The sequence below is a fragment of the uncultured Bacteroides sp. genome, from assembly GCF_905207245.1.
In the GTDB taxonomy this organism is placed as follows: Bacteria; Bacteroidota; Bacteroidia; order Bacteroidales; family Bacteroidaceae; genus Bacteroides.
Genome location: NZ_CAJLKP010000113.1, coordinates 1 through 12,993 on the forward strand (window position 1 = coordinate 1; position 12,993 = coordinate 12,993).

General features: G+C 38.9%; 11 protein-coding genes and 1 pseudogene. 1 reads left to right on the top strand and 11 read right to left on the bottom strand.

Annotation, left to right across the window (positions count from 1 at the left end; all coding sequences use genetic code 11):
* Nucleotides 1-185: 185 nt before the first annotated feature.
* The 5 genes from QZ135_RS22630 to QZ135_RS22650 form a co-directional block, all read right to left on the bottom strand.
* Nucleotides 186-2,039, bottom strand: coding sequence for an ATP-dependent helicase (locus tag QZ135_RS22630; protein WP_262762030.1), 1,854 nt, complete (start codon nt 2,037-2,039; stop codon nt 186-188).
* Nucleotides 2,040-2,143: 104 nt separating this feature from the next.
* Nucleotides 2,144-2,950, bottom strand: a complete 807-nt coding sequence (locus QZ135_RS22635; protein ID WP_294614920.1) for a hypothetical protein — start codon at nt 2,948-2,950, stop codon at nt 2,144-2,146.
* A 1,040-nt stretch (nt 2,951-3,990) separates the two neighbouring features.
* The gene (locus QZ135_RS22640) at nt 3,991-4,899 is read right to left on the bottom strand and encodes a hypothetical protein (protein ID WP_005924455.1); all 909 of its coding nucleotides are present in this window, start codon (nt 4,897-4,899) and stop codon (nt 3,991-3,993) included.
* Between the two features lie 260 nt (nt 4,900-5,159).
* Nucleotides 5,160-6,014: a hypothetical protein gene (locus tag QZ135_RS22645; RefSeq protein ID WP_262762027.1), complete on the bottom strand. Its 855-nt coding sequence runs from the start codon at nt 6,012-6,014 to the stop codon at nt 5,160-5,162.
* A gap of 48 nt (nt 6,015-6,062) precedes the next feature.
* On the bottom strand, nt 6,063-7,877 hold the full coding sequence (locus QZ135_RS22650) for a recombinase family protein (RefSeq protein ID WP_262762025.1): 1,815 nt from the start codon (nt 7,875-7,877) through the stop codon (nt 6,063-6,065).
* Between the two features lie 70 nt (nt 7,878-7,947).
* On the opposite strand from QZ135_RS22650, the pseudogene QZ135_RS22655 reads away from it, so the two are divergent.
* A pseudogene (locus QZ135_RS22655) lies at nt 7,948-8,163 on the top strand (DMT family protein); the annotation flags it as partial.
* A gap of 167 nt (nt 8,164-8,330) precedes the next feature.
* Here QZ135_RS22655 and QZ135_RS22660 read toward each other — a convergent pair.
* The 6 genes from QZ135_RS22660 to QZ135_RS22685 form a co-directional block, all read right to left on the bottom strand.
* Entirely contained in the window at nt 8,331-9,353 is a 1,023-nt protein-coding gene (locus QZ135_RS22660; protein WP_294614927.1) for an FAD:protein FMN transferase, read from the bottom strand.
* Between the two features lie 9 nt (nt 9,354-9,362).
* Complete coding sequence (locus QZ135_RS22665; RefSeq protein WP_294614930.1) at nt 9,363-9,944, bottom strand: manganese efflux pump MntP family protein; 582 nt, start codon at nt 9,942-9,944, stop codon at nt 9,363-9,365.
* Nucleotides 9,945-9,949: 5 nt separating this feature from the next.
* Complete coding sequence (locus QZ135_RS22670; RefSeq protein ID WP_294614933.1) at nt 9,950-10,714, bottom strand: DUF6048 family protein; 765 nt, start codon at nt 10,712-10,714, stop codon at nt 9,950-9,952.
* Nucleotides 10,677-11,180, bottom strand: a complete 504-nt coding sequence (locus tag QZ135_RS22675; protein WP_294614945.1) for a DUF6452 family protein — start codon at nt 11,178-11,180, stop codon at nt 10,677-10,679. Before QZ135_RS22675 ends, QZ135_RS22670 begins: the two co-directional genes overlap by 38 nt.
* 6 nt (nt 11,181-11,186) lie before the next feature.
* Nucleotides 11,187-12,140: a glycosyltransferase family 2 protein gene (locus QZ135_RS22680; protein WP_294614956.1), complete on the bottom strand. Its 954-nt coding sequence runs from the start codon at nt 12,138-12,140 to the stop codon at nt 11,187-11,189.
* A 61-nt stretch (nt 12,141-12,201) separates the two neighbouring features.
* Nucleotides 12,202-12,750, bottom strand: a complete 549-nt coding sequence (locus tag QZ135_RS22685; RefSeq protein ID WP_294614959.1) for a DUF4199 domain-containing protein — start codon at nt 12,748-12,750, stop codon at nt 12,202-12,204.
* Nucleotides 12,751-12,993: the final 243 nt, after the last annotated feature.

Here is a 12,993-nt window from a genome sequence, read left to right on the forward strand (position 1 = left end):
GAAATGAGGAGCATTAGTAAATTATTGGTAAGCAGTGGCAATAGTGCATCGTGCCCCCTCTCAGATTAATAAGAATGCTTATTTCTGTCAGCCATCAGACTACATTTCTAAAGCATTCTTTTTATTTAAGAGCTATGAGGGGGTGTTTATGTGGGTAGGGGTGTCTCGCTTGTGGTTCTGTTAGATTAATTTTGGATATTATCATTAAAGAATGAATCGTACTTTTCATTACCCATATTGAGAATGAATAAATTAACTTGTGCCCTTGTTATTGCAGTATATATAAGCTCAACAGATTCAAAATCTTGTATAGAATCACTTCTATGTGGCTCAATGATTAAAAAGACTGTGTGTGATTCCCAGCCCTTAAAGCTGTGTATAGAAGATAGCTTTACAGTTCCTGTTTTTATTGAGAAGTGATTTCTTCTGTATCGTCTGATTGTATTTATCCTCTCTTCAAAGTTGTTTTTAGATTTTGGCTCTAATTCTTTTTTATCATATTCTTCTTTAGTTTCAAATGTAATGGTTGTATTCTCTTTTAATTGTGTCCTTATAGAGTATTCCACTTCTCTTAAAATATCAGCAGTACCAGATAGAATTGTAATGTCTGCTGGGTTAAGGCAATATTTCTTACAAGTCCCTTTATAGATATTGAATATCCTTTCAGTACTGGCTTTCGTTCCAATATTGGCATATTTAATATTCCTTTGTTCAAAATCAAGCATAGGGTTATCTAACACAACCATATCGTCAATGGTGTATTTATTCTCTAAGAAATGGTGTTGGAACTTCATCGCTAACTTTCCTATTTCACTTGTGAATCTTTTGGAAGAGTTGAGAGATTTGTTCCAGTTTCCTGCGATTGTTTTAATTACTGGTTCTTTGTTCTCATCTAATGGTCTTCTGTAAATATTTTGCTTCTCATCTCCAAACACAACAAATTCACTATCCTCGTATAAGAAATATTTGGTAATTATTTCCAGCCATTCAGTTTGGTAATCTTGTACCTCATCTATAAATATAGCCTTGTACTTCTTAATGTGATTCTTTACAGGCTCAAAGAAATTAATATCTGTATAAGATTTTAATCCTTTTATGGGTAGGTTATAATTGTTTGCTTCTGATTTAATAAACTGATGATAGTTGGTAATATAGAATTTCTCCCAAGGATAACTCTCTCTTACGTCATTGATTTTGTCGCGAATGTAATTCTTAAGGGATAGATTAAATGTTAGAATTAATATTTCACTATTAGTTCTTAGATATGCATTGACAGCTCTCTTTGCAAGGACAAGAGTTTTACCACTTCCTGCAATCCCTTTTATTTTACGTCTGGGTCTGCTTTCACTTCTAATAAGTTCTGCTTGTGCTTTAGTGTACTTAATATCAATCCCTTCTTCTAATTGATGAAAAGGTGGCTTGAGATAGCGTTTGAAATTATTGTATATATCTTCATCAAATAAGAAAGAAGGTTGTTCTATTCTTATCTTGCTGAAATATTCTTCTAAGTTTTGCAGTGTAAGAGAATCATATCCCCAATATTGTATATATTTTATGTCTTTTAAAAATTTGGTCTTATTATCTTCCTTGGATATATTCTCATGTATAAATTTCTCAATATTATCTTGGGACATCTTATGGAAGTAAACAAGTGTATATATAATATTTGAATAGTACCACTTATTCATTTTCTTCTCTAAGAAAGTACTTATGTGTAATGAGACAAGATTCTCTTTATAGTAATTTATTTGAGAGAAAGGTGATTGAACCTTTGTTGAAGTTGAATTATTCCACCAATCCAAATCATCATTAATAGCATAGTCAGTTAAATCCCAATCATTTACAGATATGATTATAGCTCCACATCCCTTTTTAAGAATAACAATATTGGGTCTGTCACCATTTATAAAAGGATGGTAATATATCTCAAACTCCATATTTAGATTCTTTTGTAAAAAGTCTAATAGGATTAGTTCTCCTTCTGTTGCTGGTTGGCGGAGATGCTGGATTGTATAGAAGTCAGGATAAATTTGTGCCATTGAATTGATATATAAGGTTATATTGCAAATATATAACTAATATGCCTTTAAAAGAAAGAACTCTAAATCTTTTTAGTAGTCTGGAGCTTTTAATTGCCATAACTTTATAAGGTTAAATCTGGCAGTTCTTCCTTGTCTTTTACCTCCTGCTTTCTGCCTACCAAGCCACTTGATAATGATTTCATAAGAGCGTGCATATCCTTAACTCCCTCAAAATTATTCTCCTTGTACTTCTTGTAAATCATGCACTCCCTTGAAATAGGATTTCCTCTGCTCTCATTAAATGCTATCATATGTTCAAAGGCAGCTTTCACTTCCTCCACATATTTATCCTTGGGCAAGTCTATAAGCAAACCTTTAGCCTTTAAAATGATTGAATCTCCAACTTCATCCAATAAGTCCATCTCCCTTAGTTGGTCTATGTAGCTGGAGATAGTGCCATGTCCCATGTGGATTAGTTCTTTCATTCTCCTTACAGATAAGGTAATAGTATGACTGTATGGCTCTGCTGCACTGAACAGTTTAAGTATAAATCCTCTTAGCTTTAAATCCAATGTCTTGTTGTATGAATCGTAAAACTCCCTGTTGATTCTTCTGTAATGCCCAAAGCTGACAGGAGAGAATATATAATCAGTCCAAGTCCTGTCATTCCTACCACTGTCCTTATTCTGTATGCTGACTTCCCCTGTGGCTCTTAACTTGTCATTAAATGATTGGGAACTCTTACCACCTTTATAGTTGGCAGGTTTATCACCAACGAATGATGTAAGTTGGTCTATTGTAGTGTCAGTGGTCAGCGTATATTTGTCTGCTGTCAATAGTAACACGTATGTCCTGTAAACATCAGCACAACCCAGCTTCTGAATCAGATTGTTGCTCATTACTGTATATTCCTTGAATGGTAGCTTCATAAGGCAATCGCTCAATATGTTTAATTAAAATGATTTGGTTGGTCTTTAGTAAGAATCTCATTTTAGAGGAACTTAACCTGTTGGATTTTCTAAGTTCGCTCAGCTTGTTATAGAAATGATTGTTATAAATCCACATATCATTGATTTTAGTCACTCCCAGCTTACAGATTACCTTTGCGGTGTCCGTAAGGACATTGCAAGGGTCTTATTGGAATGTAGCGTAGGAGTGTAGAGAGGGGGTGTTTAGACACGCAGTAAAAAGTGAATAAGCACACCTCCCAAATTTGACAATATGATTCTCTCTGCTTCAATTTTTATCTTGTCAGTAAGCCAATTTCTGCAATGAGATATAATAGGTAGTAACCTTTCCATTCTTCTTTCTCCTTGTCTTTAGATAGTTATTAAAATTAGCCCATAATCCAATATGAACCTTATTATCTTTTATTCCCTGTTTAAGAGCCTTAGCTCTTATTTGTTCATAGGTAAATTCTTCCATTTTGATATTCTGAATAGTTTGTAGTCCGTCAATCTGTGTGGTGGGATTATCTGTCTGTGGTACTGTAAAGGTAAGAACTTCACAGGTGGGGAACTAATGATAAGACCACAATTCAGAAGTATTAAGTAGGCAGGGAAACCTCTCACATTTCCCTGCTCCTTGTCAATCCTCCTTGTTATGTTCAAAACATAGGACTAAGTGTATAATTCCATTCTCATTCTTGAAAGCTATTCTTGGATTATTAACTTCCTTATATGTAATGGAAGTTATAATAATGGGGAACAGTTCATTTTCATTATAAAGTTTGAGGCTATTTGCAATATATTCATTAGAACTATATTCTGGGAGAATGAAACTGAACAAGTAGAGCTTGACATCATTGTATTGCTGCATTTTAGCTCTTAGTATTTCTTGCTTAGCAATTATTGCTTCGTAGATAGTGCTTAAATATAAACTGGATTGTATGATATATGGGTTCATTGTTTTATTATTTAGTTGTTTAAGAATTAAGCCCACCTGTCACATGGGCTTTATTGTTAGTTGGTTATGCAGTTTCTACAGACTTGTTGTTACTCTCATTCATATATTGGAACCATTTTTCAAAATTCTTGTAATATTGTTTGGCTTCTGCACTACCGTCTGGCTTCTGACTACCAAACCACACATCTTTGCTAATCATGGCGATTAACTGCTGGAGTTGGCTAATCTCTGGTTTGTATTCATTGTAGAACAGCTTAAATCCTTTTGCTAATCTTCCATTATCGTATGTGGATTCAGAGATTTTACTGCTTTTAAAAGCCTTTAGAACTTTATCGCCTAACTCTTGGGTGGTTGCATTTAACTTTAAAGATTTGGGTAGTCTGTTTATGCCCAATTTAAGGTCTTTGGCGACATTAGCTTTAACCTCTGGTTGCCCTAATGTATAAAAGCTATAGATTACGTCAGACTTCAATCCTGTTTCTTGAATTTGTGCTTCAATATAATCAATTCTCTCGTCTCCTGTTTGGAACTTTGATTTGCTAAAGTCTTTGTAATTCCAAGGTCTGCCGTTATTGATAGAGGCTGTAAATAATGCCAAACTCATATTCTCTGGTTTCTTAATGGTTTCAGTCATTTCTTCTTCATTAAAATCAATATAGCCTTCCACCTCCAGTATGAACATGGCTATCATCCTGTGTTGTCCATCCACTGGGGCTTTAGCTGCTGCTCTTTCAGTGGCATCTGTAACCTCTTCTGTATTCAGCATCCAGTTGTCTATTGAAAGAGGTTTGGCATTGGACTTGGGAACAATGGAAACCTTTAATAATTTCTCTCCTGTTAAATCCTCGCTGCCAACTAACTTAATCTTACCCATTGCAGCATTAAAGCCATATTTCTCAATCATTGAATAGCACTTCTTTACATTCTCTGCTACGATTTCACGATTGCTGCCATAAAAATAAATAGTCATCATATCTTCTTTGCAGTTTTTAGACTGGTGCACTCCAGCTTTTGTTAATTTTGATATTGCAAAGCTACTGGCTTCTGGGCTGATTAAAAGAGAGAAATTAATGAGTGGTTTTACTTCCCCTCTTAATTGGTTGCTCGTCCGCTATCGTTTTGATGGTACAAAGATGGGATATAATAGTAGGATTAAAAGAGAGAAAAAAAGTCCTGCTTTTATGTACCCTCTTAATAGTACGGAGCAGGACTTGATTGGTTATCAGTGCGTTATTAGAAGTATATGCTATTCACAGTATCAATTCTCTTGTCTTTATATTGCTTGATGTAGCCTTTTAGGACATCTTCATCATCTGAGAATTTACTATGTTTAGATAGCTTGGTGAAGTAGATAAGCCTTGATATGAGCAATGTCTTACTGAGTGATATGGTGCTTCCTTTCTTTTGTCTGACCTTAAACTGCTTATTGTATGGGGATAAATTGAAGAAGTCATTGAACATCTTATAGAACAGCCATATCTGAACGGATTCCTTTTCTTCTGCATGGGTGTTCATGCTGACTTGTTGGCTCTGCATCCAAGGATGTTCCTCTATCTCCTTTAGGTTATTGATGATGGTAGTAGCCAAGTAGCCTATGGCATTGACATTGTCAATTACTATCTGATGCTTGCCTTCAACCTTTACAGAGACTGTGATAGGCTTCTTAAAACTTACTCCAAATTGGTTAATCTTCTTATGGTTATCAGCTATGGCTTTGGCGAATTTGGTGAGCTGTTCTATTCCAATGCCTGTAGCTTTCATTCCGTCCAAGCACGTTCCACAAGTATAATCAAAGATGAACAGAAGCAGAAACCAAAACTTATCTATATCAACACCCAAGCCTTTCAGCGTATTTTGTATGTCCTCATTGGCTATATAATCTTCGTATGTGAAGTTACCATATAGTTTATTCTGATTGTATCTTCTTATGAATAAGGGCAAGGCGGTTGTACCATAAATATATTGTTCTCCTGTTTCATGGTCTATATCATAATCTGGTACATAAAGTACTGCTACCTCCTCCATGTATTCAAGTAACTCTATGCCTTTAGGGAAATAAGTTTCTTCAAGTCTTTCAATTGGTCTCATATCTTTGCTTATATGGTTTGGAAGCAAAGATAATTAAAAAGGATGAAGTTATTCCTTTTTTAATGGTCTGAGCCTACCATCCAACCCTGCTTTATGTAGTTCTTCTAAATATCTTTCTCTATAACTAAGGTCAAGATGCAAGGCTCTTTCTTTTGCAAGGTCTGTTTTAAGATATTCTTGTAAAGTGATAGTTTTTGTTTTCCTAATCATTTCTATGCTAAAGTTCTTCATATCACTGGACTTTAAAGTATCATAGTTAGCTGTTATAATTCCTTTTTCATCAATCGTCCAGTTGTCTAATAGGAGAGAAGCCATTGCAATGCTTCTGACTTTCGTAATAGCTATATAGAATTTAATTCCATTAAGGAACTGTACAATATAATATCCCTGCATGGTAGTGACAGGAATATAATTCACTCTCTCCAAATATTTATGATATAGTTCTCCTTGTTCTTCGATGCTGAGGTTTTGAAGCTTCTCTTTACCATTATTATCTTTAATCCTTTCGATGTCTGCTATCTTTTTACTCTGTGATTTTTTATATCTTATAATTTCTTTATCAATAGATTTTATCTTCTCATCTAACTGGTTCTGTTTCTCTTGGATAATGTTTAAAAGGGTAGGATTGGTGGTGAGTAGAAACTTGTTGGCATTTTCTTGGCTTTCATTAGATAAGTTCTCTTTATCAAGATATAGGGTAGATAAACGTTTCTCAATTCCAGCTATTTCCTCTTGTAGCTCTGTAACTCTATTGTCTGTTTGGTTCCTAAAGAAGTTGATATATTCTGCTGTGTGCATAGATTTGAAAAGACTATATAATATTTCATTCGTAAGGTCGTAAGAAACTTCATCAATATTATATTTACAGAAGTCTGGATGAGATTTCCTATCAACACAGCTACATCTATATGTTAGTTTTGAAATTCCTGCTGCTGGCTTTTTGTCTTTTACAGTCATGGCTCTCCCACATCTACATCTGATGATTCCTTTTAATGGATTATGATTGACTTTTCCAGTTGGAGTATTTTTATAGTTGTTTTTAATCAGCTCTTGTGCTTTCATAAAATCCTCTTCACTGATAATAGGTTTTATTCTAACCTCGATGGTATAAGGTTCTTCTCTACCTAATCTCTGTGTTCTTCTTCTGATTCCTCTATAAATATCACTATGGATATAGTTGCTTAGAATGGCAACAGTGCTGTAATATCCTCTAAAAGTAATATTCCTTTCATTGAAATATCTGGCTACTGCTCCCAGTGTCTTACCAGAGTTTACTAAAGCGAAGAGTCTTTTTATATTCTCTACTTCTTCTGGTACTTCTTCTAAAATATATTTAGGACGTTTCCCATTGGGGTTAGGAACTGCTTTATATCCATAAGGTATTTTTTGGTCTACAACTGCATAAGGATAAGCTTGGAAGAGAGCTTGCTTCCCATCTTGGTTTTTCTTTTTAATATCCAATCTTTCTTGTGCTGCTGCCCATGCTTTGATAGTGAGGATAAGTATTTCTGTAATGTCTAAAAGTTTATTAGCTTCATAAATTTTACTGGGACTATCTAAGAGTATTACAGATAATCCTTTATTAATAATCTGTTGAATGTTGTAAACTGTCTCTGTTACATCTTCTTGCCTGCTCAAACGTGATAACTCAGAAATTACTATCATGTCTGCATCTTTGTAGGTTTTACTTTGTAATTCGATATAACCTTTTCTGTCTGCAACCACACCAGATATTCCAAAGTCCTCAATAATTTCAATTAACTCATAATTGTTGTTCTCACAGAACTCCTTAATCTTTAGCTTTTGTCGAGATAAGTCTTGTTTTGTAGTAGAAACTCGTGCGTATCCTATAATTTTTATCATAATGTAATATGTTGATTATGAAGCAAATATAGGTATAAAATTTCACTTGGGCAAGTCTATTTAGTTAAGTGAATATTGTTGTCTGGTTCCCGCCAATCGCATTGGGTTTATTGGTAATGGCGGGCCTTTCTCTTTGATACAACTAAAGATTATTCAAGAGGTGATTACTCTTATCATTTTCACCGTGTTCACCACCGTGCTTTTTAAAGGGGAAAGCCTGCACTGGAACCATTTTGCGGCATTTGTCTGCTTGGTGCTGGCGGTGTATTTTGTGTTCTATAAATGATAATTTAGCGCTCTGCGCTAAATTAAGTTACGAGCTACGAGCTACCAGTAACGAGTTGCTGCGCTGTACTCGTGGGTGAATAATTATTCGCCCGGCTATCACACCGAAAGGCACTTGTCACTCGTAGCTTGTAGCTCGTCACTTATCGCGCGAAGCGCGATAAATTATCATTTGTCCTCTATAAACCTCTCCATCCCCCTCGTATAATAGGTTTGGAGTTCTCCTTTCTCGTCTGTATAGATGAAGCAAGCATCAATATCCGGATGTGCATTTGCGAAACGTTCCGCCTCTTCCAGTCCCATTACCATGAATGCGGTGGCATAAGCGTCGGCACTCATGCAATCTTTGGCTACTACGGTGGCGGATAAGATGTTGTGTTGCACAGGATACCCCGTTCTCGGGTCTATGGTATGTGCATATTTCTTTCCGTCCTTGTAATAGAAATTACGATAATTGCCCGAAGTGGCAATGCCTACATCGCTCACGTTCAGCACTGTTTGCAATTCCTGGTTGATGGATAATGAATCATCTACGGGCTTATTGATACCGATTCTCCACGAGTTTTTTTTAGGGTTCTCTCCACGTGCCACAATCTCTCCGCCTATGTCCACCATGAAGTTCTGGATGCCTTTCTTTGCAAGAAATTGTGCGATGACATCCACCGCATACCCTTTGGCAACGGCACTACACGAAAGCATCATGCGTGCATCCTGTTTCACTACTTTCCCTTCTTCGGATAAAGCCACTTTGGTATATCCGGTGATTTCCAACAAACTATCTATCATGGCCGAGTCGGGGAATGCCCCTTTCTTGAAGCCGAAGCCCCAGGCATTTGCCAACGGAGCAACCGTAATATCGAATGCACCGTCCGTTTCTTTGGAAATCTCCATACTACGGTTGAATACATGGGTGAAGAACGTGTCCGGCACTATGTCTTCGTTGCGATTAATCCGGGTGATGGTGGCCGTGTCATTGAAAGGAGACAACGAACCGTCAAAACGCCTCAATTCGTCGTCTATCTCGGCTTTCAGGTCGCCATCATATTGATAGGTGATTTTATAAACCGTACCGAATATCAGTCCGTTCACGGTGGTGTAAGGTTCTGTACGATTGTGGCGTGCAAGTATCCAGATTGTTCCCAGCACGAGCAGGGCAATCCATAAGAAATTTCTCTGTACCTTCTTTTCCATAATTAAGGTTTAATTGAAAAACAAATGTTCTACTAATATTTTGGTTCCGATGATAATCAGGATGATACCTCCCCAAAGTTCTGCCCGCAACTTTCGTGCGATGCCGCAACCGAATCGGATGCCGAACATAAGTCCTAAGAGAGACATGGCGAATGAAACGAAGCCGATGATGGAAACCGGTGGCAATACTTCCGAAAAGTCTCGTACGCCCAAAAATGCGAATGATACCCCGATGGCGAGTGCGTCAATACTGGTTGCTATGGCCAGTGCCAACACCACTTTCAGGCTTTTCGGGTCATATTCTTTTTTGCAATCCTCGTCTTTGAAAGATTCCCTGACCATACGTCCGCCCAGAAAAGCGAGGATGGCGAAAGCAATCCAGTGGTCCAGACTCTCTATCAGATGGCTGAACGTGCTGGCGCCTACCCAACCCAGAAGTGGCATGATGGCTTGAAATAATCCAAAGAAAAACGCCATGGTCAGCATGGGCCGCCATAGCGTACGTTTTAGAAGGATACCACTGGCAATAGAAATGGCGAAGCAATCCATTGCGAGTCCCACGGCAAGAAGCCAAATCTCTAATCCGGTCATAGTTTTTAGAATGGTAGTTTATAGGTGATTGTATAAGTTACGCCCAGCGTGTTTGAACCATATTTTCCGAATCCTGGTACGTACCACGGGTCGCCATATTCTCCCGTAGATGAGCTGGTGCGGAATTTGAAGCGCAATCCCCATCCCATGTAGAATTGCTTCCAGATGTGTGCACGGATGCCTACACAAAATTCAACCCATTGCATAGACCCTTTCATGCCCTGATGATTGAAGGGGAGGCTACCGCCCCAGATGTCATCCGTCTGATTCGGATTTCCGATGCTTCCGCCATAAATGGGGTCGTCTACGGAAAGGGCTTCTATATCATATTTAAAGCTACTCATGGCATATCGCAGACCGACAAACAGGTAGTTATCGAATTTCTTCTTATAAAGAGCGTTATAATTGATACCGACACGAAAATAGGGTGCATTGCTTTTGTAGTGTGTACCATTGTCGTTCCATGCATCGGTGCCGCCATATCCGAGTTCCACAATCGGGAAAAAACGGTTCTTAAGATTGACGTCGACGGCCACTTCCGAACTTAGGAAATCACCTCCGAGCACTTTGCTACCGATACCCCATAAATCCACGCTTACGGTTACGCCATTATATAGCGGGAAAGACACCTCTTCCGTCTCCTTCTTTTCTTCTTTAGGCGGATTGGAAGCAGGAGGACGGTTGGTGTTCTGCGCTCGTACCGGAAGTCCGGTCAGCCAGCAAAACACCAGACTAATTACGATAAAAGAGTTTAAGATTTTCCGTTCCATTGCTGATTACTTCTGCTTTTTGAATGTATATGGAATCAAGATTGTGGCGGCTATATGCCCTGCCTGTGATACTTTGTTTCATCTGATAGCCGCAATCCATAGAGAGGAAATAAGGAGTATTCTTCTGGCGGACAACGATTGTATCTTTTTTAATCTTGGGGTCTTTGCTATAATGGAATACCAGTACGGTGGAGTCGGCCGTATAGCGCAATGGCAACGACAATCCATGTACTCTTTTCTGGTTGTTGAGGATGATGGAATCCGTACCAAAAGCGGTAATAGTTAACGAATCGAGTGTATCTTTCAGCACCGTATTATTATTTTCCTTGTCTATCGTGTAGAGGAAGCATTCCATCATCGGGCGGGCGTTCATGGAGCAATCTTCATCTTCCGAGCAAGAAGAGACGATGGTGGCGATGGGGTAAGCAATCAGACAAAGCAATACCAGTTTTACTAATTTTCTCATAGCCTTTTATATTGTTTTTTCTATTTGATATTTGTTTCGTTCGGGGGCGTTGCGCGAAATCAGTTCGCCGAGGAAGCCCGCAAGGAACAACTGGGTTCCTATAATCATGGCGGTCAGCGACAAGTAGAAGTAGGGGGAGTCCGTCACCAGGCGGTAGGGCATCCCGTAGTGCATGTGATACAACTTCATGACTCCCACAATAACTACCGAGATAAAGCCGAAGATGAACATCAGCGAACCCAGAAGTCCGAAGAAGTGCATCGGCTTCACTCCGAAGGCCGACAGGAACCAAAGTGAAATCAAATCCAGGTATCCGTTGAAGAAACGATTCAGTCCGCCGAACTTCGTCTTTCCGAATTTGCGTGCCTGGTGTTGAACCACCTTTTCGCCGATTTTATTGAAACCCGCGTTCTTGGCAAGGTAGGGGATATAACGGTGCATTTCGCCGTATACTTCGATGTTCTTTATCACGTCTTTCTTATAGGCTTTCAGTCCGCAATTAAAGTCGTGCAGATTCTTTATGCCGGATACCTTTCGGGCGGTTGCGTTGAACAACTTTGTAGGAATGGTCTTCGAAATCGGGTCATAGCGTTTCATCTTCCAGCCGGACACCAGGTCGTAACCGTCTTCTGTAATCATCCGGTATAGTTCGGGTATCTCGTCCGGACTATCCTGTAAATCCGCATCCATTGTGATGACCACATCTCCCTGTGCCTTCTCGAATCCACAAAACAATGCAGGCGACTTGCCATAGTTACGGCGAAACTTGATGCCATGCACGGCATCCGATTTCCGGCTCAGGTCTTCGATAATCTGCCAGGAGCGGTCGGTACTTCCGTCATTCACGAAAATCACTTCATATGAAAAACCGTTGGCCTTCATCACCCGCTCAATCCATGCGTACAATTCCGGAAGAGATTCTTCTTCATTATACAAAGGAACGACAACTGAAATATCCATCTTTCTTATTTACGATTTTAAGATTTACGATTGAAATTACTTTTATCACCACTCTGTCACCCTATCTTCCCCCGATGTGGTCCACTGGTGGCCGCTTCATGGCAAACAGGGCGGTAGGAATGGCAAGCAACGATCCGTAGAATACATTCTGAGACATTAATTGCATGGTGATTTCTATCGGAGACAATGAACGCATCACGCTCAAAGCATCTTTCAACTGGTCGATATATACCTCCATTCCCGGTAGTATGTTTGCCTCGAAGTTATTCAGCAAACCCTCATAGGTGTCCAATACGAATCCCTGATCTATGAAACGGAAATAGATGTAATGTGCCACGGCCGTAAGCAGAGCGGCGAACATATACATAAATACGGTGAAAATCCATGCATGAAGGAAACTGATGACACCGCCACATACATGATTACGGTACATGCGTACATAATAGTATGCCATGAAAGGCACGCATAAGGTCAGCCCCCCGAAAAGGAAGAGTAAGAATGGTACAGTTAAGCCCAGCGGGAATAGAATGAACTTCAAAATCCAAAATCCCCCCAGGTAAGTGCCGAATAGCATGGCATATCGTTGTAAGTAACCTCTGTTTTCTGTCATCTTTCATTAGGAATATGGCCACAAAGGTATAAATAATATTGTTTGTTACCCCCGTATTCTTGTTAAAGTTGAAAAAAGTTTGGGCAAAGTATTGCAAGTTTAATAAAAATGCCTACCTTTGCACCCGCAAACAAAAAAAACGGGTAAGTCCTATACGGCCAGCTCCCTTCGAATCCTCCAGGGCTTGATCGCAGCAAAGGTAGTTGGTTGTAGCGGCGCGATATAGTAAGCTTACCCACCCGC

Excerpts from the sequence above, each read along its gene's own strand:
- QZ135_RS22630 (WP_262762030.1), bottom strand. The coding sequence starts at position 2,039 with ATGGCACAAATTTATCCTGACTTCTATACAATCCAGCATCTCCGCCAA.
- QZ135_RS22635 (WP_294614920.1), bottom strand. The coding sequence starts at position 2,950 with ATGAAGCTACCATTCAAGGAATATACAGTAATGAGCAACAATCTGATT.
- QZ135_RS22640 (WP_005924455.1), bottom strand. The coding sequence starts at position 4,899 with ATGATGACTATTTATTTTTATGGCAGCAATCGTGAAATCGTAGCAGAG.
- QZ135_RS22645 (WP_262762027.1), bottom strand. The coding sequence starts at position 6,014 with ATGAGACCAATTGAAAGACTTGAAGAAACTTATTTCCCTAAAGGCATA.
- QZ135_RS22650 (WP_262762025.1), bottom strand. The coding sequence starts at position 7,877 with ATGATAAAAATTATAGGATACGCACGAGTTTCTACTACAAAACAAGAC.
- QZ135_RS22660 (WP_294614927.1), bottom strand. The coding sequence starts at position 9,353 with ATGGAAAAGAAGGTACAGAGAAATTTCTTATGGATTGCCCTGCTCGTG.
- QZ135_RS22665 (WP_294614930.1), bottom strand. The coding sequence starts at position 9,944 with ATGACCGGATTAGAGATTTGGCTTCTTGCCGTGGGACTCGCAATGGAT.
- QZ135_RS22670 (WP_294614933.1), bottom strand. The coding sequence starts at position 10,714 with ATGGAACGGAAAATCTTAAACTCTTTTATCGTAATTAGTCTGGTGTTT.
- QZ135_RS22675 (WP_294614945.1), bottom strand. The coding sequence starts at position 11,180 with ATGAGAAAATTAGTAAAACTGGTATTGCTTTGTCTGATTGCTTACCCC.
- QZ135_RS22680 (WP_294614956.1), bottom strand. The coding sequence starts at position 12,140 with ATGGATATTTCAGTTGTCGTTCCTTTGTATAATGAAGAAGAATCTCTT.
- QZ135_RS22685 (WP_294614959.1), bottom strand. The coding sequence starts at position 12,750 with ATGACAGAAAACAGAGGTTACTTACAACGATATGCCATGCTATTCGGC.